Origin of the sequence: Brevundimonas sp. BAL450, assembly GCF_015767455.1 — a bacterium.
GTDB lineage: Bacteria > Pseudomonadota > Alphaproteobacteria > Caulobacterales > Caulobacteraceae > Brevundimonas > Brevundimonas abyssalis.
In genome coordinates this window covers 42,501-61,703 of sequence record NZ_JADWOW010000056.1, presented here as the reverse complement: position 1 = coordinate 61,703, position 19,203 = coordinate 42,501, and the positions used below count along the sequence as shown (strand labels likewise).

20 protein-coding genes are annotated in these 19,203 nt (G+C 68.2%); 8 read left to right on the top strand and 12 right to left on the bottom strand.

Annotated features, from left to right (window positions below; translation table 11 throughout):
* Window positions 1–7 precede the first annotated feature (7 nt).
* Window positions 8–451 carry a DUF3576 domain-containing protein gene (locus tag IWC96_RS11865; protein WP_021697205.1) on the bottom strand — a complete coding sequence of 148 codons (444 nt, stop codon included), beginning with the start codon at window positions 449–451 and terminating at the stop codon, window positions 8–10.
* 350 nt (window positions 452–801) lie between these two features.
* On the opposite strand from IWC96_RS11865, the gene IWC96_RS11860 reads away from it, so the two are divergent.
* Entirely contained in the window at window positions 802–1,173 is a 372-nt protein-coding gene (locus IWC96_RS11860) for an NtrZ family periplasmic regulatory protein (protein ID WP_021697206.1), read from the top strand.
* A 72-nt stretch (window positions 1,174–1,245) separates the two neighbouring features.
* Here the strand turns inward: IWC96_RS11860 and rpoH are convergent, their stop codons facing one another.
* The 3 genes from rpoH to IWC96_RS11845 form a co-directional block, all read right to left on the bottom strand.
* Window positions 1,246–2,130 carry an RNA polymerase sigma factor RpoH gene (rpoH, locus tag IWC96_RS11855; RefSeq protein ID WP_196838998.1) on the bottom strand — a complete coding sequence of 295 codons (885 nt, stop codon included), beginning with the start codon at window positions 2,128–2,130 and terminating at the stop codon, window positions 1,246–1,248.
* Window positions 2,131–2,339: 209 nt separating this feature from the next.
* Window positions 2,340–2,972 carry a hypothetical protein gene (locus IWC96_RS11850; RefSeq protein ID WP_021697208.1) on the bottom strand — a complete coding sequence of 211 codons (633 nt, stop codon included), beginning with the start codon at window positions 2,970–2,972 and terminating at the stop codon, window positions 2,340–2,342.
* Window positions 2,973–3,050: 78 nt separating this feature from the next.
* The gene (locus IWC96_RS11845; RefSeq protein WP_196838997.1) at window positions 3,051–3,359 is read right to left on the bottom strand and encodes a GNAT family N-acetyltransferase; all 309 of its coding nucleotides are present in this window, start codon (window positions 3,357–3,359) and stop codon (window positions 3,051–3,053) included.
* Window positions 3,360–3,502: 143 nt separating this feature from the next.
* Between IWC96_RS11845 and IWC96_RS11840 the strand changes: the two genes are divergently transcribed.
* Window positions 3,503–5,059 carry a DUF5605 domain-containing protein gene (locus IWC96_RS11840; RefSeq protein ID WP_196838996.1) on the top strand — a complete coding sequence of 519 codons (1,557 nt, stop codon included), beginning with the start codon at window positions 3,503–3,505 and terminating at the stop codon, window positions 5,057–5,059.
* On the opposite strand, the gene IWC96_RS11835 is transcribed toward IWC96_RS11840, so the two are convergent.
* Complete coding sequence (locus IWC96_RS11835) at window positions 5,056–6,057, bottom strand: RluA family pseudouridine synthase (protein WP_021697211.1); 1,002 nt, start codon at window positions 6,055–6,057, stop codon at window positions 5,056–5,058. The genes IWC96_RS11840 and IWC96_RS11835 overlap by 4 nt on opposite strands.
* Window positions 6,058–6,176: 119 nt before the next feature.
* Here IWC96_RS11835 and IWC96_RS11830 point away from each other — a divergent pair, with 119 nt between their 5' ends.
* Window positions 6,177–6,818, top strand: coding sequence for a DUF2799 domain-containing protein (locus IWC96_RS11830; RefSeq protein WP_021697212.1), 642 nt, complete (start codon window positions 6,177–6,179; stop codon window positions 6,816–6,818).
* A 96-nt stretch (window positions 6,819–6,914) separates the two neighbouring features.
* Entirely contained in the window at window positions 6,915–8,165 is a 1,251-nt protein-coding gene (locus IWC96_RS11825; RefSeq protein ID WP_196838995.1) for a cation:proton antiporter, read from the top strand.
* Between the two features lie 73 nt (window positions 8,166–8,238).
* Here the strand turns inward: IWC96_RS11825 and IWC96_RS11820 are convergent, their stop codons facing one another.
* Window positions 8,239–9,015: a PhoH family protein gene (locus tag IWC96_RS11820; protein WP_196838994.1), complete on the bottom strand. Its 777-nt coding sequence runs from the start codon at window positions 9,013–9,015 to the stop codon at window positions 8,239–8,241.
* Window positions 9,016–9,318: 303 nt separating this feature from the next.
* Between IWC96_RS11820 and IWC96_RS11815 the strand changes: the two genes are divergently transcribed.
* The gene (locus tag IWC96_RS11815) at window positions 9,319–9,849 is read left to right on the top strand and encodes a gamma carbonic anhydrase family protein (protein WP_021698779.1); all 531 of its coding nucleotides are present in this window, start codon (window positions 9,319–9,321) and stop codon (window positions 9,847–9,849) included.
* Here the strand turns inward: IWC96_RS11815 and IWC96_RS11810 are convergent.
* Complete coding sequence (locus IWC96_RS11810) at window positions 9,846–10,400, bottom strand: PAS domain-containing protein (protein ID WP_196838993.1); 555 nt, start codon at window positions 10,398–10,400, stop codon at window positions 9,846–9,848. The genes IWC96_RS11815 and IWC96_RS11810 overlap by 4 nt on opposite strands.
* A gap of 142 nt (window positions 10,401–10,542) precedes the next feature.
* Between IWC96_RS11810 and IWC96_RS11805 the strand changes: the two genes are divergently transcribed.
* Entirely contained in the window at window positions 10,543–11,334 is a 792-nt protein-coding gene (locus IWC96_RS11805; RefSeq protein ID WP_231379048.1) for a hypothetical protein, read from the top strand.
* A gap of 192 nt (window positions 11,335–11,526) precedes the next feature.
* On the opposite strand, the gene IWC96_RS11800 is transcribed toward IWC96_RS11805, so the two are convergent.
* The 4 genes from IWC96_RS11800 to hfaA all read right to left on the bottom strand — a co-directional run bounded on the left by IWC96_RS11800 (window position 11,527) and on the right by hfaA (window position 17,161).
* Window positions 11,527–14,406 (bottom strand): pitrilysin family protein, encoded by a 2,880-nt coding sequence (locus IWC96_RS11800; RefSeq protein ID WP_196838992.1) that lies wholly within the window; start codon window positions 14,404–14,406, stop codon window positions 11,527–11,529.
* Window positions 14,407–14,537: 131 nt separating this feature from the next.
* Entirely contained in the window at window positions 14,538–15,785 is a 1,248-nt protein-coding gene (hfaD, locus tag IWC96_RS11795; RefSeq protein ID WP_196838991.1) for a holdfast anchor protein HfaD, read from the bottom strand.
* Complete coding sequence (hfaB, locus tag IWC96_RS11790) at window positions 15,712–16,728, bottom strand: holdfast anchoring protein HfaB (RefSeq protein WP_370541140.1); 1,017 nt, start codon at window positions 16,726–16,728, stop codon at window positions 15,712–15,714. Before hfaB ends, hfaD begins: the two co-directional genes overlap by 74 nt.
* Entirely contained in the window at window positions 16,721–17,161 is a 441-nt protein-coding gene (gene hfaA, locus IWC96_RS11785) for a holdfast anchoring protein HfaA (protein ID WP_021696865.1), read from the bottom strand. Before hfaA ends, hfaB begins: the two co-directional genes overlap by 8 nt.
* A gap of 116 nt (window positions 17,162–17,277) precedes the next feature.
* On the opposite strand from hfaA, the gene IWC96_RS11780 reads away from it, so the two are divergent.
* Window positions 17,278–18,030: a rhomboid family intramembrane serine protease gene (locus tag IWC96_RS11780; RefSeq protein WP_081703428.1), complete on the top strand. Its 753-nt coding sequence runs from the start codon at window positions 17,278–17,280 to the stop codon at window positions 18,028–18,030.
* Window positions 18,031–18,073: 43 nt separating this feature from the next.
* A complete protein-coding gene (locus IWC96_RS11775) occupies window positions 18,074–18,502 on the top strand; it encodes a CBS domain-containing protein (RefSeq protein ID WP_021696867.1) in 429 nt (142 codons plus the stop codon).
* A 201-nt stretch (window positions 18,503–18,703) separates the two neighbouring features.
* Here IWC96_RS11775 and IWC96_RS11770 read toward each other — a convergent pair whose 3' ends face one another.
* Window positions 18,704–19,093: a hypothetical protein gene (locus tag IWC96_RS11770; RefSeq protein ID WP_021696868.1), complete on the bottom strand. Its 390-nt coding sequence runs from the start codon at window positions 19,091–19,093 to the stop codon at window positions 18,704–18,706.
* Window positions 19,094–19,203 lie beyond the last annotated feature (110 nt).

The following is a 19,203-nucleotide window of genomic DNA, read 5'->3' as shown; positions in this document are numbered from 1 at the left end:
CCGGCGATCAGCCGGCGTAGGCGAGGTTCAGCTGTCGCGCCCGCGTCAGGATGGCGTTCTCCAGGTCCGTTTCGGTCTGGGGATTCACCGGCTGGGCGATCCACTGGCCTGCCTCGTTGCGAATCTCGCGGGTCACGGTGACGTTCAGGGCGTCGGCGCGCAGGCGCGTGTCCAGGATGAACACCGTGGCCTTGAAGCGCTCGTTCGGCGATGCGGCCGGGGTGTGCCAGTCATAGTTGATCACACCGCCCCACGGGTCGGCGGTGATCAGCGGCATGAAGGACAGGGTGTCCAGTGAGGCGCGCCAGAGGAAGCTGTTCACCCCGATGCCCTGTTCCGTCCCTGCCGAGGCCGCGTTGTCGCCGCGCGAAAGGGGGTTCAGGCTGCCGCAGCTCGCCAGGGCGACGCTGCAGGCGATCAGGGCGATCGACGCGCCACGAGTGATGGCCATGGGAAACTCCGTCAAATGATTGCCGTCCCGCCCGGGCGCGCACGACCGGACGACCGGCGCCGCGCCCCCACGGACCGCCAAACCGTCTATAGCATGGCGAACCGCCGCGCTGACAAGCGGCCCTGCGCATTCTGATGCGGGAACTCCCGTGTTGCGCGAGCCACAGGCCGCGGGGAACCCGTCACGGAACCTTGTCCAAGCCATCGCATTGCGTTGACCGGGCTGTGAGACCATGTCTAATCGATGCTGCCGGTATCGGTCACACCGACCGGTCGGCGAAGGACGAACAACGGTCCAGGCTGGGTTGAAGGCGGAAACGAGTGATGCGGGTCCAGGGACTCATTCTTGCGATGGCTGCTGTTGCAGCCCTGGCGACGACGGCGTCCACCGCCTCGGCGCAGACTCGCGAGTCCGCCCGCGCCGCCGTTCAGGCTTCCCCCACCGTCCGCAATGATCTGGTTTCCGGACAGGAAGCGCCCCGGCGCGGCCTGCGCTGGAACGAGGACGGCCGCTGGGGCCTCGACCTGAACCTCAGCCAGCCGGTCGGCCGCGAGGCGGACTGGAGCGACGTGCAGGCGGGCGCCTATTACCGCCTGAACCCGCGTCTTCGGGTCGGCGCCGCCGCCTCCCTGTCCGATCCCCAGACCGATCCGGCCCGTCCGGTGGAGACGGATCGCCGTTCGCTGCCGCGCGTGCGGCTGGAGACGATCTTCAAGTTCTAGGTTTCCGCCTTCGAGGCGAGCCGCTATCGAGGCGCTGGAGCCAGCGCCTCGATATTATTTGCGCGTTGCGCTCTAGACGGCTTCCAGATTTCGCTCTGTAGCCGCAGCGCGCATGGCTTTCTGCAGCTTTTCGAAGGCGCGCACCTCGATCTGGCGCACGCGCTCGCGGCTGACGCCGTACTGGCCGGCGAGCTCCTCGAGGGTGACGGGGTCATCCTTGAGTCGGCGTTCGGTCAGGATGTGCTTCTCGCGATCCGTCAGCTCCTCCATGGCCTCCTGAAGCAGACCCATGCGCAGGGAGTGCTCCTCGGTGTCGGCCAGGCGGGTTTCCTGGGACACCTGGGTGTCGTCGGTCAGCCAGTCCTGCCACTCGCTTTCGCTGTCGGAGCGCAGGGGCGAGTTCAGGGACGCATCGCCCGTCAGGCGCCGGTTCATGTTGATCACGTCTTCTTCGGGCACGCCGAGATCGGTGGCGATCTTGGTGACGTGCTCGGGACGCAGGTCGCCTTCCTCGAAGGCGGAGATCTGGCTCTTGGCCTTGCGCAGGTTGAAGAACAGCTTCTTCTGGGCGGCGGTGGTGCCCATCTTCACCAGCGACCAGGAGCGCAGGATGTATTCCTGGATCGAGGCGCGGATCCACCACATGGCGTAGGTGGCCAGGCGGAAGCCCTTGTCGGGATCGAATTTCTTGACCGCCTGCATCAGGCCGACATTGCCCTCGGAGATCACTTCGCCGATGGGCAGGCCATAGCCGCGATAGCCCATGGCGATCTTGGCCACCAGGCGCAGGTGTGAGGTCACAAGGCGGTGCGCCGCTTCGGGATCTTCGTGCTCGGACCAGCGCTTGGCGAGCATGAATTCCTCGTCCTTGGTCAGCATCGGAAACTTGCGGATTTCCGTCAGATAGCGGGACAGTCCCTGTTCAGGCGACATGACCGCAAGTGATTTCAAAGCCATATGGCTACCCTCCAACGCATCAAGAGCAGGCGTTGCTCGGTCCGACCACCGGATGTGCACCGGACCTTTCGCCCCTCAACCAGCCAGATAGGAATGGGTTTCGTCCTTTGTCAGGGGTGAATCGACGCAGACGTGAACAATTGTGTTCTTTACGCATCGCCATCCGGCACAAACAGTATAGCAGGAAGTCAGTCCTTTTTCAAGACGGACTAGTCTCGGCCCGGCAAACGGCACCGCTCGGCGGGCAGGGCGGCGGCGGGAGAGTCGGGATCATAGTCCGGGCGGAAGAAGACTTCGGCCACGGTCCAGCACCTGCGCGCGGCGGCCGAGCCTTCCGGCGTGCAGGCTGCGGTCAGGGCCAGGGTGGCCGGATCACGTTCCGGTCGATCGAGACGCCAGAAACGGGTTTCGTCCCGCGCGGCCAGCGGGGTCGTCCTGGCCTCCGTATGTGCGAAAGCGGCGATCAGGTCAGGCATGCCTTCGCCGCCGTACCCGCCGTCGACGTGGGCCGCCAGCTTCAGGACGCGCTGATCATCGCCGCAAACCGCCACGGCGATCTGACGGCCGCCGGACTCGATCCAGCCTGTGCGGCGGGTGACCCCGTGCTCCAGATCGTGCGTGGACCAGGGATTGGGCGGCGCCAGATGCCAGCGCGTGTTGCGTGAGCGGGTCCCGAAGGCGTCCCATCTCAGGCTCCAGTCCCAGCGGGTGACAGCCATGAAGCTGGCGATGTCCTGCGCCAGAGCCTCATGGGCGGCCGGTGACCCGGGTTCCGGCTGTCGTGCCTGGCCGGGTGCGGCAAGGGCGGCGGCGACAAGGATTGCAAGCAAGCGCAGCGTCATGGTCCGTCTCCTGTCTGGAGGGCGGACCGAATCGTGCCCCCATGGCGAGGGCCATGCTGCACACGGAAGCTGACAGAGTCAGATGCCGATGATCTGGCGATAGGTGGGGTGGACCGTTTCGGCGTGTTCGGGATGCCGTTTCAGCCAGCCGGCGAAGAAGGGGCAGACGGGCAGGATCTTGAGCCCTCGCGCCTCGATGTCCGCCAGGACGTGACGGGCCAGGGCGCTGGCGTGGCCTTTGCCTTCAAGTGGAACTGGGGTGATCGTTTCGGTGATCATCACGCCGCCGTCCACCAGATTGTAGGTGGCGACGATGATCCCGCCGTCGACGGCCAGTTCATACCGTTTGGCCTCGGTGTTGTCGGTGAAGGCGCCCTGTTCCGTCATGTCAGTTTTCCCTGTCGTATTCACCGGAGCCTAGCGGGCGTGGAAAACCGGGCAAGCGGACTTTGCGGTAACCGGTTTCCACGGCATGGTTTCTCCATAAGCAACGGGGAAACGTAATGCAGGGGTTTCACAGGCGGGATGTGATGGGATTGGGGCTGGCGGCGGCCGCCGCCGCGCTGACGGCCGGCCCGGCCCGGGCCCAGGGGGCGCCGGATAGCGTGGAACGCTGGGGCCTCTTCGAGGCGGCCCTGAGCGGGCGGGCGCCGGGCAACCCGTTCGATGTCACCGTGACGGGCGTGTTCACCCACGGCGGTCGAACAATCGAAGCGCCCGGGTTCTATGACGGCGAGGGCGTCTGGCGCGTGCGGTTCAGCCCACCTGAAGAGGGCTCCTGGACATGGACGATCCGGAGCGACCTGGCGGACCTGGACGGCCGTAGCGGCGCCTTACGCGCGACGGCGCCGGGGCAAGGCAATCATGGGCCGGTCGCCGTGGCCGACACCTTCCACTTCGCCCATGCGGACGGCACGCCCTATCGTCCGCTGGGCACCACCAGCTACGGCTGGACTCACCAGGGCGAGGCGCAACGGTTGCGGACGTTGGAGACCCTCGCCGCTTCGCCGTTCAACAAGATCCGCATGCTGGTCTTCCCAAACGGCTCCATTCCGCATGAACCGCTGTTCCCGTTCGAGAAAAGCGGGCCGGGCGAGGCGGACTGGGATTTCACCCGGTTCAATCCGGCCTATTTCCAGCGGCTGGACCAGCAGGTGGCCGCCCTGATGGCGCTGGGCGTGCAGGCCGATGTGATCCTGTTCCACCCCTATGACGAGGATCGCTGGGGCTTTGACCGCATGCCGGCCGAGGTGGATGACCGGGTCATCCGCCATGTGGTCGCGCGGCTGTCGGCCTACCGGAATGTCTGGTGGTCCATGGCCAACGAGTTCGACATTCTGGAGCACAAGACAGACGCCGACTGGGACCGCATGTTCCAGCTGGTGCGCGATGTGGACCCACACGGGCGGTTGCGGTCGATCCACAACTGGCGGCGCATCTATGACAACTCGCACCCATGGGTGACCCACGCCTCGATCCAGAACGGCTCGGCCGTGGTGGATGACGCGCGGGCGGTGATCTACCGCGACGTTTGGTACAAGCCGGTGGTGTTCGACGAGGTCCGCTACGAGGGGACCATGGAGGACCGCTGGGGCAATCTGACCGGTCAGGAGATGACCCGCGCCTTCTGGGAGGGGCTGATCGCCGGAACCTACGTGGGCCACAGCGAAACCACGCCGAATTCCGACGCGGGCTTCTGGCTCGGCATCGGCGGCACGCTGGTGGGCGAAAGCCCGGCGCGGCTGGCCTTCTTCAAGGGCGTGATGGATGCGGCGCCGGCCCCCGGCTACGAACCCATCGACAAGTGGTGGGAGCAGCATCTGGGCGGCAAGCTGGGCCGGCTCTATCTGCGCTACTTCGGCGAGGACGCGCCCACCGAATGGACCGTCGATCTTCCGCGAGACGAGCTGGAGGGCGGCGAGCGGTTCGAGGTGGACGTCATCGACACCTGGGCCATGACCATCGACACCCTGCCGGGCGTCTTCACCATGGCGCGCAAGGACCGCTACTTCTTCCACGATCCGGCGAGGCTCACGGTCAGCCTGCCGGGACGCCCGTGGATGGCGGTGAGGGTGCGGCGAGTCTAGAGGTCGGCCAGCAGGATCTCCAGCATCCGCATGTCTTCCGGGGGATCGGTTTCGAAGCGCAGGGCTTCGCCGGTGATCGGGTGGACGAAGCCCAGGACGGCGGCGTGCAGGGCCTGGCGCTTCAGGCTGGCGGCGGCGATGGCGTCCTTCACCGGCTGGACCGGGCTGCCGGAGCCATAAGTGGGATCGCCCAGGATCGGCGCCCCTTTCGACGCCAGGTGCACGCGGATCTGGTGCGTGCGGCCGGTGTGCAGGGTGCAGGCGACGCGGGCGGCCATGGGGGCGCCGCCGGGCTTTTTCGGTGCGCCGAACACCTGCTGGACCCGGTAGTCGGTGATGGCCAGCCGTCCGCCGGATTTCAGCACCGCCATCTTCTTGCGGTCGGCGTTGGAGCGGCCGATCTGCGTCTCGATGCGGCCCCGCGCCGGGTCGGGTCCGCCCCGCGTCAGGGCGATGTAGGTGCGCTCGATGTCGTGGGTCGCGAACAGGGCCGACAGGCCCGCGTGGGCCGCATCGGACTTGGCGGCGACCATGACGCCGGAGGTGTCCTTGTCCAGCCGGTGGACGATGCCGGGCCGGGCCACCCCGCCGACGCCTGACAGCGAGCCCGCGCAGTGATGCAGCAGGGCGTTGACCAGGGTGCCGGTCTCGTTGCCGGGCGCCGGATGGGCAGCCATGCCCGCGGGCTTGTCCACCACGATCAGGTGGGCGTCCTCGAACAGCACTGGCAGGGGCAGGGCCTCCGGAGCCGGATCCGCCGGGGCGAGCGCCGGGATCAGGATGTCGTAGAGCCCCGGCGCGGCCTTGCCCGCGCGGGATACGGGCGCGCCGTCCAGGGTGACGCGGCCCTGTTCGATCAGGGCCTGGAGCCGGGCGCGGGACAGGTCGGGCATCTCGTCGGCCAGAGCCTTGTCCAGCCGCTGGCCGGCGTGGGATTCGGTCAGGCGCACGGTCCGGGCGGCCCCGCCGGTTTCCTCAACATCTTCGTCAGCATCCATTCAGCCTGTGTGGGGTGAACTGGACCGGAAATCCAGCGGTGGAACCGTCAAGCTCTGGCCAAACCGGGTTCCTTGAGGCATCTAGCCGCCGGGCGAAGAGGTTAACGGGGAGCAGGATCATGCGCATTGTTCTGACGCTGGCGGCGGGGGCGGTCCTGATGGGCTTGGGCAGCTGCGCCACCATGAGCGAGGACCAGTGTCTTGCGGGTGACTGGGTCGGCCAGGGCCGCGCAGACGGCGTGGCGGGCTACGGCGCCGGGCGGCTGTCTGACCACGCCGAGGCCTGCGCCCGGCACGGGGTGACGCCGGACCCGAGCGCCTATTACCGGGGTCATGAGCAGGGCGTGCGCCAGTATTGCGTGCCGGGCCGCGCCTTCCGGGTCGCGGTGTCGGGCGGCGGGTATGCCAACGGATTCTGTCCTGCCGATCTGGAGCAGGATTTTCTATACGCCTATGCCGATGGCAGACTGATCTGGGACGCCATGCAGCGCGCCGACACCCTGCGCGCGCGCGCCGATGAGCTCCGCGCCCAGGCCGCCGAATACGAGCAGGACATCCGCGACGAGGAATACCGCCTCGCCAACGAGGAAGGGCTGACCGACGAGAACCGCCGCACGATCCGCGAGCGCATCCGCCGCCTGCGTCGTGACCGCGACACGGCAAACGACCAGGCTAACGCCCTGTCCTATGACGTGACGGACGCGGACCGCGAGGTCAGCCGCCTGCGCAGCCGGTTCATCCCCGTCTACGGAAACTGGTGAGGGCCTCTCCCGCGAAAGGGAGATGATCGTGCCTTGCTTGCCCTTTTCCGCGCCTCGCTCCAGTTAGGTGGGACACCCACCTGAACCGGAGCGAGGATGCCGCACGCCGACAGCCTGATCATCACCCTTGTGGGCGGTTTCGTGCTGGCGTTCGTGTTCGGCATGATCGCCAACCGGCTGAGGCTGTCGCCGCTGGTGGGCTATCTGCTGGCGGGGGTTCTGATCGGGCCGTTCACCCCGGGCTATGTGGCGGACATGGAGCTGGCGCCGCAACTGGCCGAGATCGGGGTCATCCTGCTGATGTTCGGGGTGGGGCTGCATTTCTCGCCCCGCGACCTGATGAAGGTGCGCAAGGTCGCCGTGCCGGGCGCCCTGGCCCAGATTTCGGCGGCTACGCTGCTGGGCTGGGCGCTGGGACGATTGCTGGGCATGGGCGACGGCGAGGCCCTGTTGCTGGGCTTCTCCCTGTCGGTGGCCTCCACCGTGGTGCTCTTGCGGGCGCTGGAGGAGCGCCAGCAGATCAAGACCGAGGTCGGGCGCGTGGCCATCGGCTGGCTGATCGTCGAGGATCTGGTCATCGTCATCGCCCTGGTCATGCTGCCCCTGCTGGTGCTGCCGGGCGGGCAGGCAGCGGACCCCGCGACCCTGGGTCTGTCCATCGGCTGGACCCTGCTGAAGGTGGCTGTCTTCGTGGGACTGATGTTCGTGGTCGGCGGGCGGGTGCTGCCCTGGGTTCTGGTGCGCATCGCCCACACCAAGTCGCGTGAGCTGTTCACCCTTGGCGTGCTGGCCATCGCCCTGGGTATCGCCTGGCTGGCCTATGCGGTGTTCGGCGCCTCGTTCGCCCTGGGGGCGTTCGTCGCGGGAGTGGTGCTGAACGGCACGCCGCTGGGGCACAATGCGGCGGAGCGGGCGCTGCCCCTGCGCGACGCCTTCGCGGTGCTGTTCTTCGTCTCGGTGGGGATGCTGTTCGACCCGACCATCGTGATCCGCGAGCCCCTGGCGGTGTTCGGCGTGCTGATGATCGTGCTGGTGGGCAAGTCCATGGCGGCGCTGGCCATCACCAGCCTGTTCCGGGTCAACCGCCACGTCAGCTTCACGGTCGCCGCCAGCCTGGCCCAGGTGGGCGAGTTCACCTTCATCCTGGCGTCGCTGAGCGTCTATCTGGGCGCAATGAGCCGCGAGACCCAGGACCTGATCCTGGCCGGGGCCCTGATCTCCATCGCCATCAATCCGTTCATGTTCAGGCTGGCGGACTGGCTGGATGCGCGCAAAAATCCTCCCTCATCGGGGGAGGGGGACCATGCGCAGCATGGTGGAGGGGGCGGTTCAGCGGCGATGGTCTGACCGGAAGTCGGTGGAGCGGGCAGCCCCCTCCACCGCTTCGCGGTCCCCCTCCCCCGATGGGGGAGGATCGTGGTCAGAGCACCCCGATCATGCTGGCCACCAGAGGGTGGCGGACGATGTCCTGTTCGGCCAGGCGGACCACGGCGATGCCGGACACGGCCTCCAGGCGTTCGGCGATGTCGGACAGGCCGGACAAGGAGGGCAGCAGGTCGGACTGCTGGGGGTCGCCGGTGACCACCATGGTGGAGTGCCAGCCCAGCCGGGTCAGCAACATCTTGAGCTGGACGTAGGTGCAGTTCTGGGCCTCGTCCACCACGATGAAGGCGTTGTTCAGGGTGCGGCCGCGCATGTATCCCACCGGCGCGATCTCGATCAGGCCTTCGGCCATCAGGGCCTTGACCCGCTTCATGGAGAGGCGGTCCGACAGGGCGTCGTAGAGGGGCCGCAGATATGGGGCCAGCTTGTCCTCCATGTCGCCCGGCAGGTAGCCGATGGACTCGCCGGCCTCGACCGCCGGACGAGACAGAACGATGCGGCCGACCTTGCCCGCTTCCAGCGCCTCGACCGCCTTGGCCACGGCCAGATAGGTCTTGCCGGTGCCTGCCGGCCCGAGGGCCAGGGCCAGATTGTGGGTGTCGATGGCCTCCATCAGTTCGGCCTGACCGTCCGACTTGGGCTTGAGGGTCTTCATGTAGGACTGGTCGCGGTCGTCATTGGACGGATAGGGCGACCAGCCCTGCTGGGTTGGAAGCCGCCGGACCTTGGCGTCCTCGGAAAACTGGCGTGTATCGAACACGCCCTCCCTGGCCATTTCACGGGATTGGCGCTTGAGGGCGGAACGCTTGGTCATGGTAGCCTCCGAGGCATGAAAAAAGGCGAGACCCGGAAGGGACCCGCCTCGAACGAGAGCGTTGGGGAGGAGAAAAGACGCAGGGCGCCGTCGCAACCGGTCGGGGGCAGGGCTCCCGGCGGGAAAACCCGCCGCCGAACGAAACGCGACACGCAAGCGTCCTCGTGTCTGGCCGGACCGGGCGTGATCCGGCTACGGATCCGAAGTCGCTGGCGCGATCTCGAATCGCTGAACAAGTTTGATGCTAACGTGGTTTCCAAACGCTTAAAGCGCTGAAAAAGATAAAAGTTACGAGGAGTTCGGATGACTGTTTACAGTCTTGACGCAAAGCAACCGCAGCTTCCGCCAGAGGGCGAATACTGGATCGCGCCGAATGCGACGGTGATAGGAGACGTGATTCTTCACCCGGGCGCCAGCATCTGGTGGAACGCGGTGGTGCGTGGCGACAACGAGCCCATCACCATCGGGCCGGACAGCAACATCCAGGACGGTTCGGTGCTGCATAATGACGTGGGCGTGCCGCTGACCATCGGCCGCGGGGTGACGGTGGGGCACAAGGTGATGCTCCACGGCTGCGACATCGGCGACAACAGCCTGATCGGCATCAACGCCGTGGTGCTGAACCGGGCCAGGATCGGCCGCAACTGCATCATCGGGGCGGGGGCGATCATCACCGAAGGCAAGGAGATCCCCGACAACTCACTGGTTGTGGGGGCGCCGGGCAAGGTGATCCGCACCCTGGAGCCGCCCCAGATCGAGATGCTGAGGATGTCGGCCGAGCACTATGTGCAGAACTGGAAGCGGTATGCGCGGGGCCTGACCAAACTCGATTAGGCGATGCGGCGGCCGTCGACGGCCGCGAGGGTCAGGGCGGCGCGGCGCACGGGCGGCGTGGCGGCGGGGGTCATGGCGCGCACGATCAGGCCCTGGACATCCTTCGCCTCGTCGCCATCGGCCCCCAGGGGCTGATAAAGACCGAGCAGCCGGTCGGGCAGGCCGGTGGGGCCGCGCAGGGGGGCGGCCACGATCTCGGCGGGCAGCAGGGCGCCGTCCTCCATCTCCATGTCGGCGCTGAAGATCATGGGGCGGCCCTCGCGGAACGCCTGGGCCAGCCCCCGGTGGACCATCAGCCGGCTTTCGCGGCGCCAGACCTCCAGCACATAGGCACCCTTGAGCGGGCGGCCATGAGCGCGCTCGATCCAGCCGCCGGCCAGGCGGAACACCAGGCCCTCATCCCGACGCTCGGCGAGGAACACCTGCGGCAGAAGGCGGCCCAGGGCATTGGGGTCGAAGGCGGCGCGATCGGGAATGCGCGACGCGCCGGGCAAGGCCGTCCACGCGTCCACAAGCCGCTGAATGCCGGAATGAAACACCGAATCTGTCATCGGCGGCGCCTTCGCAAGGGTCGGGCCGCCCGGCGCCGGGGTCATGGCAACGGAAACGCAAGGGTTTGCTGTCTGTATGGCAATCTGAACCGGCCTGCGTCTTGCAGGGCCGGGCAAGGTTTTGAATGCGGGAGCCCGACCCATGCGGTTGCGGATCAGACACTGGATGCCGGCCCTTGCGGGCCTGTTCGTGGTCGGCCTGGCCGACGAGGCGGCGGCCCAATGCGGGCCGACCACCTGTCCGCCGCCGCCGCCGCCGTGCTGCGGCGGTGGAGGCAATGTGAACGTCAACGTCAATGTGAACACCAACGTCAACGCCTCGGCCCGCGCTGGCGCCTCGGCGCGTGCGGGCTCGACCATCGTGGTCGGCGGTGGGGGCGGCGCCTATTTCCAGGTGGACCAGCCCTATCCCACCACGATCCAGGGCCTGAACGTGGGCGGCATGGCCATGAGCCGGATGGTGCGGGTGCCCTATACCGAGACGCGCCGCTCGATGCGCCGCGTGGTGATCCAGGCCGTGTGCATCGACACGCGGTCCGTGCCCCATCCCGCCGCCCAGGTGCGCCCCGGCCGCGACGTGCTGGAAAGCTATGAGGGCGAACTGTACCGCTGCCTGGCGGGCACGCGCCTGCAGGTGACCCTGGCCGAATATCTGGACGAGGTGAATTTCGACGGCGGCGAGACGCTGCAATGCCGTGCGGGCGAGTCCCTGTGGCATTCGCGCGGGATCGTCGAATGCCGCCCGCAGCGTCCCGAGCGGGACTGCAACGAGCGGTCGCTGCTGCGCCGCTACGGCGCGGGCATCAAGATCCTGACCCTGTATCGCGAAGAGACCTACACGGCCTGGCGCGAAGAGGTGATCGAGGAGTCCTATGGTGAAGTGATCAACTCGGCCATCACCCTGGACGGGGGCGTGGGCGGCCGGGTGTTCTGAACCCGCCGTTCAGCGCCGCGTCATGCGCGGCGGGCCACGATGGGCCGGTCGATCTGATCGACGCCTTCCTGAGTGCGACTTGACGGCCCCGGTCACCGACCGGGGCCGTTTTTCGTCAGCAAGCTTAAGCGAGAGCCTGATTCCCGGCATCGGTGGAATCGCGAAAGCGATCCCACCTCAACCGATCAGGTTCTATTCGGCCGCCGCCTCGGCCGTGACCGTGGCGCGCCAGGCGCGGTCAGGCTGGAGGTAGGCCTGGGCCGCCTGCTGGATTTCCTCGGGCGTGATGGATTCCAGCTCGGTCAGGATGTTGCGGACCGCTTCGATCTTGGTCGGATCGTCGTGGAAGCCGTCCAGGGCGTTCAGCCAGTAGGGGTTGGTGTTGCGAGCCCGCCGGATGGACTCGACCACCGACAGGCGGGCGCGGTTCAGTTCATCCTCGTCGACCGGAGCGTCGCGCAGGCCGGCCGCGATCTGGTCGGCCGTCTCGAAGAAGCCGTCCAGGGCCTCGGGCGGCGTCTCGATCTGGATGAAGGCGTAGCCGTAGTCCGGGAACACCGTCGAGGAGCTGGCCCCGGCGCGCGGCGAATAGGCCACGCCCTGGTTTTCACGCAGTTCGTCGGTGACGCGCAGCTGCAGCACCTCGGCCATCAGGCTGGCGATGCGGGCGTCGCGGCGATCGCCGATGGAGTCCGTGGTCGGCCAGGCCACATAGCCCAGGGCCTGTCCGGCCTGGCCCGTGTGGGTCAGGCGGACCGGTTCGGACACCGGGGCCGGGAAGGCCACGTTGAGGGCCGACGCCGGGCGCTCGGGCGCTGCCGAACGGGTGGGCAGGGCGCCGAAGGTGGCGCCGACCGCGGCGACGGCGTCCTCGACCGTCACATCGCCCACCACCAGGATTTCGACCGGACCGGCGCCGGTGGACTGGGTGAACAGCTGACGCATCTCATCGATGGAGCCGCCCGCGATCTCTTCGGCGGTGGGGAAGCTGAAGCGCTTGTCGCCGTTGGCCACGAGACCCGAGCCCTCGAGCGCGAAGGCGCCGCCGGGGGTGGCGCGCAACTGGTCCAGATACTGGCCCATCAGGCCCTGCATCCGCTGGAACGGCTCCGGGCGCCAGGCGGCGTCGGTGAAATAGGCCGCCAGAAGCTGCATCTGGGTCTGGAAGTCCTCGGGCCGCGTGGCGCCGGAGAGGGTGAAGGCGTCCTGGCCCGCACCCGCGCTGACGCTGACCACGTCGGCGGCGAGGACCTGTTCGATCTGGGTGCGGGTCAGCTGGCCGAGGCCGCCTTCGCTGAGCACCGGATCGATGGCCCACAGGGGGGTCATGCGGTCGGAAGGCAGGTCCAGATCGCCGCCGCCCGCGCGCACGGACACCAGGATCTGCTCATCGCTGAAGTCGGTCGGCTTGACCGTCAGGCGGACGCCGTTGGGGAAGGTGACCAGGGTGGTGCCCATATCCTCGATCACGGACTGGTCTGAGGGCGCGGCGGCCGTTCCGAAGTCCGTGTAGGGCCATTCCATGGCCTCGGTGGCGGCGGGGGCCTCCACCGGAACCTGCTGGGACGCTTCCAGGGCCGCGGTGACTACAGCCGCTCCGCCCTCGATGGGCTGGGGGGTGGTGATCAGGGCCAGGGGGCCGTTGCCGTCGAAGGTGGCGCGCAGGATGGCGTTGACGTCCGCCACGGTCATGCTTTCGACCACGGCGTTGAAGATGGCCAGATTGGTGGCCGGGTTTGTGAAGACGTCCTCGTTGTTGACCGCGTTGAGCAGGCCGCCGGCCAGGGCCGGGGTCTGGCGCGTGGCGGCGCCGGCGGCGGCGTTCTCCAGCGCGGTGCGGATCTCGGTGACCTCGCGCTGCAGCTCGGCCTCGCTGACGCCGTGCTGCACCAGACGGCGCTGCTCCTGTTCAGCGGCCTCGATGGCCGGCTGCCAGGCGCCGGTCTCGAAATTGGCGACCACCAGGCCGATGTCCATGGCGCCGAACAGTTCCTGATGACCGCCGCCGCCGCCGAGGAAGGGCGGGTTGGAGGATCGCGACAGTTCGCTCATGCGCCGGTTCAGGACCGCCAGGCCCAGGTTGCGCAGGACGCCTTCGCGGCGCGTCTCAAGGCTGTCGGGACGCTGGTCGGGCTCCTGGGTCCAGATCAGCTGGGCGCTGGACTGGGCGCCGGGCTCGATATGGATGTAGGTCTCGGCCTCGCGCGGCTGCAGTTCGCCGATGACCGGATCAGGCCCGGCCGGATACTCATTGGTCCAGTCCGCGAAGGTGTCGCGGATCTTGGCTTCCATCACGTCCACGTCGAAATCGCCGACCGCGATCAGGGTGGCGCGCTCGGGACGGTAGTAGGCGCGGTAGAAGTCGACGAAACGCTCGCGGGGCGCGGTGCGGATGATGTCCAGGTCGCCGATGGGCAGGCGGTTGGACAGGCGCTGGCCGGGGGCCACGAACTGAAGCAGGGCCCGGGTGGCGCGCAGCTGGGGCGTGTTGCGGGTGCGCTCCTCGCCGACGATGACGCCGCGCTCACGGTCCACGGCTTCGGGATCGAACAGCAGCTCGCTGGCGGTTTCGCGCATGACCATCAGGCTGGTGTCCACCACCTCGTCGGAGGTGTTGGGCAGGTTCAGCAGATAGGCGGTCTGGTCAAAGCTGGTGAAGGCGTTGGTGTCGCCGCCGAAGGACAGGCCCAGCCGCTCCAGCCGCCGGGTCATCTCGCCTTCGGGAATGTTGGTGGAGCCGTTGAAGGCCATGTGCTCGAGGAAGTGGGCCAGGCCCAGCTGATCCTCGTTCTCCGCCAGGGAGCCCGCGTCGATGTTCAGGCGAAGGGCGGCCTGCTGGGGCGGGGTGGCGTTGCGCATGATGGCGTAGCGCATGCCGTTGGGCAGCTGGCCGAAGCGCACATTGGCGTCGGCGGGGATGTCGCTGGTCGCCTGGGGCCAGCCGGGCGCGGCGGACTGTGCGGCCTCGGCCGACGCCGGCGCAGCCTGCCAAGCATGGGCGGGCAGGCCCGTGGACGTCAGCAGCACGGCGGCGGACGCGCCCATGAGCAGGCGGGAAAGACGAGAACGCATGGTAAACTCCGGTCGGTCGCAGCGGGCGGCGCAAAGCGCGAATTCCCGGCGAGCAGGCGACCGCGCGCCCCTTGCGGCGGCCTGGCGCAACCGTAGTGGGCATGCCCGTCAGGGGCAAGCCGGGATGACGATCAGTCCCCGCCGGGCCGGGTGACGTAGAAGGTGGCCGAGTTGCCGACGGCGTTGACGCCGGTGATCACGGCCCGGCCATGGCTGTCGACGCGGGTGTTCGCGGTGGCGGTGACGGCGCCGCTGTTCACCTGGGTGTTGGCCGCCTCCAGATAGCCGGGGCAGTCCGAGCAGGAATAGGCGGTGATGGTGTTGCCCGCGGCGTCGGCGCCCACATAGGCGTCATAGCCGCCGTTGCCCTGGAACGAGGCGTCGGCCTGGACGCCCCCGGAGTTCACCTGGGTGTTGTCGATGCGCACATAGATGTCGGCGTTGCCCACATGGACCGAGTTTGCGGTGGCGCCCGCATGGCTGGTGACCTCGCCGAAGTCGTAGGCCGTGACGATGGCGTTGGCGCGCACGTCCGCGACGTTGCCCTGGTCGGTGCGGGAGATGACCGAGCCGCCCTGGTTGGCGACGGCCACATGGTTGGCGGTGGCGCGGGCGCGGCCGGCCAGGTCCCAGGCGTTGCCGGCGTTGGCGCTGGTGGTGGCCCAGACGGCGGCGCCGGTCTGGCGCTGGCGGATGGTCAGATCCTGGTCGCCCTGGGTGACGGTGGAGGCGACGGTGTTGCCGATGGCCTCGGCGGTGAACTCGGCCTCGGCCGGGACATACTGGGGATTGGCGAAGGTGTAGGCCTGGGTGAAGGCGGCGCTGGTCTGGTCGATGTCGGCGGTGACGACGCCGGCCGAACCGGCCATGGCCGTGACATTGCCGCTGGCCGAGGACTGGACCCGGCCGCCGCCGAGCATGCGCCCGGGCGCGCCGTTGACGGCGACGTCGGCGATCAGGTCGGCGGCGCCCATGGTCTGGGTGGCCTGAACATCGAGATCGGCGCCGTAGGCCTGGGCCTCCAGCCGGTTGCCCTCGACCTGGGAGGTGAGGGTGACGGGCCCCTCGGCCTCGCCCGACAGGTTCAGCTCGATGGTCGAGCGGCCGTTACCGGTCATGGTCTGGTCCGACTGGACCTGAAAGCCCACGCCGTCATCGCCCGACGCCGAGGCGCGGTTGCCCACCGCATAGGTGGAGGCGGTGATCTGATCCTCGGAATCGACCACGTTCAGGGTCTGACCCGCGAAGACGTCGGCGTTGTTGATCTGGCCGTTCAGGACCAGTCCGGGATCCTGCGCTGCGGCCTCAGTAGCGGCCGCGACGCACAGTGTCGTCGCGGCGATCGTGCCAGCGAGACGGGTCGGCGCGAGTCTGGGCATTGTTCGCATCCGTGTTCTGATAAGCGGGGTAATAGCCGCCGGTCGGGCCGACGGTCGAGCCGCCCAGGGGATCGTTGGCGGCGTTCAGGCAGACTTCCGGGCCCGGCGCGCCGTAGAGGTTGGCCATCATCTCGAGCACAGCGCGCTCCACCAGGGTGCGCACGGCCAGCTGGACCGGCTCCATGCCGCCCTGACCGGCCGAGATGTCGAAGACGTTGCCGTTCAGGAAGTCGAACACGCCCGCCGAGATTTCGCGGCCGACGATCTGCTTCTGATAGGAGATGACGTCCACGATCTCCATGGACGTGGTCTGGACCATGCGCAGGTCCAGGGCGACGTTCATGACGAAGACCCGGCCGTTGATAATGCCGGAGCCCCCGGTGTCGGTGTCCACCTCGCCGCCGGCGATGTCGAAGCCGGCCGAGCGGATGTTGTAGTTCACCTCGGTGATGCCGCCGACAATGTAGAAGTCGGAGCCGGGCACCTGTCCGGCCAGGATCTGGCGGAAGGGCGGGGCCTCGGGATTGTCCGCGCCGCCTTCCTCGCCGATCAGGCGGTTGTTGGCGTAGCGCAGCTCCAGTTCGGACACCGAGGTGTCGTAGCGCTCGACCATGCGGGCGCCGGACTTGGCCAGGGCCGAGAAGGCCATCAGGGACGCGCCCTGGGTGATCTGGCGGCCGCCGTCCGTCGAGACCGTGCCGGTGTAGTCGCTGATCCGGCCCACCGCGATGCGCGGCGAGGGCAGGTCGTAGCGGCGGGCGTAGTCGGCCAGGCAGTACAGGGCCGTGGAATAGGGGGTCGGGTTGGCCGTCACCGGCGCATTGCCGATGGGCCTGGCGTAAAGGCCGTCAGGTCCGGCCGAGGTGCTGACGCAGCCGGCCATGAGGGCGGCCGCCGCCGTGGCGGCGATCAGAGGCCGGAAGCGGCGTCTGGTCTCACTCATCATCGCCATCCAGGTTCAGCGTGCCGTTCAGCGCGGTTCCGGCGGTGATGTCGCCCGTGTTGGTCTGGCGCGAATTGATGATGACGGTGTTCCGGCTGCCCTGGATCACCACGTTCAGGCTGTTGCCGATGGCCGTGGCGCCGGCGATGCCGGTGGAGCCGTTGCCGGCCCCCGAATAGGCGGAGGCCACGCCGCCCGAGCTCTGCGAATAGGCGCTGGCCCCGGACTGGATGATGCCGTTGACGATCAGGCGGTTGCCGTTGGCGTCACGGGTCGAGCCGGTGGCGGCGCGCGCGGTGGTGTAGCGCGACCCCTGATAGCCCGCCTGGAACGGAGCCGCGCCGGAGGACCCGGCCGACTGGGCGGCCGCCAGTTCCGGCGCCGCCAGGGCCACGGCCAGGGCCGTCACCGCGATAATCTTGCCGCCTGCCATTTCGACGCTCCCGCGCGAACAGAGTGAACGGGCTGGAAAGCAACCCGCGTGCCAAAGTGGGGCAGGGTCGTTAAGAAGCGCTTGATGACCGGGGGCAGGACGCGCATTTGATCCCCATGGATTCCGAACGCCCCGCCACGCCGCCGACACCCGAATCGCCGCCAGGCCGCGAGCCGGTGTTCAATGCGCCGGTGCTGGCGCTGTTGCTGGCGACCTCGATCGTGGGTCTGTACGCCCTGCAGAGCGGACCCGACGAGATGGAGATCAGCTATCGCTACGGCCTGATTCCCGCGCGCATGGCGGAGGGAGACTATGCCGGGCTGGTTACGCACATGCTGGTCCACGGCGGCTGGATGCACGCCATCATGAACGGGGTGGGCGCCCTGGCCTTCGCCGCGCCGGTCGCCCGCCTGATGGGCGGACTGAAGGGGCTGATCGGGTTCTTCTCTCTATATATAGCGTGCGGCGTGATCGCGGGCGGAGGCTACGCCCTGCTGCACCTGGACGGGACCGCGCCCCTGGTGGGGGCGTCGGGAGCGGTGTTCGGCCTGATCGGGGCGGCGACGCGGATGCTGGGCGGGCAGGGGCGTGTCCTGCCGCTGACCGACCGACGGGTGCTGACGTCCGCCGCCGCCTGGATCGGCGTGAACGTGCTGATCGGGGTGATCGGCAGCGCGGGCGTGACGCCCGGCATGGAAGGCGCCCGAATCGCTTGGGAGGCCCATGTGATCGGCCTGATCGCCGGGCTCCTTCTGATCGGACCCTGGGCGAAACTGTTCGGCCGCCCGCCGACGGTTCGTCAGTCCGCGTTTGATTCGCCGGGCCATATGAGCGACCTTGATCGCCGTGGCGGCCCCTGGGGAGCCTGACGGCCCCGGTTCGGCCGCTCTCTAATAAAGAGGAGCGCCGAAGTTGCTTGTCGCGGAAATACTGAAAACCAAGGGCGACGCCGTCTTCACCATCAGCCCGGACGAGACCCTCGCGGGCGCCGCCTCACAGCTGGTTGAGCGGCAGGTGGGCGCCCTGATCGTCTGCGAGAACGATCGGGTTGCGGGCGTCCTTTCCGAGCGGGACGTGGTGCGGGCCCTGGCGCGGGAAGGCGCCGCCGCCCTGGGGCAGCCGGTTCGCGACCATATGACGGCCGAGGTGGTGTTCGCCGAGCCCGGGGAGGGCGTCAGCGCCCTGATGGGCCGCATGACCGACCGGCGAATCCGGCATCTGCCCGTCATGAAGGACGAGCGCCTGTGCGGCGTGATCTCCATCGGGGATGTGGTGAAGTGCCAGATCGAGGACGCCACCCGCGAAGCCGAGAGCCTGAAGAACTATATCGTGGCCGGGTAGGGCTCAGGTTCCAGGTTCCAGGGTCGAAGGGAGGGGGCGTGCGGGGTCGTGCGCCCCGCTGCGAGGACGCTGGATCTCCCTAAAACCTGGTCACTGGACCCTGGAACCTGCCGTCATCGCTTTCGTCGGAGCTTTTCGAGGCGGCGCCGGGTCGTCGGATGCACGGTGCAATTGGTGCAATTGGTGCAATTGCCGGGTCGGCTAGACGGCCTCGCGGCGCCTGTCGGCGACAGCCATGGCGCGGGCGATGAGGTGCGCCTCTTCATTGGCGCGAATCTGCTGCTCGAGGCGGGCGTGGATGGCCAGCCACCGCTGGGTTTCGCCTGGGCGGCCCAGGTTGAGTGCTCGAACCGCCCGCCGCCAGACCGTGGCGGACATATCCTGAAGAGAGGGGAGCGGTGAGTCGTCGTCGACATCGTCCAGCTCGGGCCCGGGCTCGGGGTCGGGCATGTCGGCGCGCCGCCAGCCCTCGCGCCGGGCGCGGGCGCGGAAGGTGGAGAGGGTCAGGCCGTAGCGGTCGCAGATGTCCTGGGCGCCGCCGCCCTCGAGATAAGCCTGGCGGGCTGCATCCCAGGTTTCGGGTGAGCGCATGCGGTGTCCGGTGTCTGGTGTCATGAGGGGTCTCCCTGTGCTGCAGCGGCAGCATGAGGGCAGGGTGCGTCAGTTCGGGTCGTAGAAAACGGGAGTCCGTCAGATTCTTG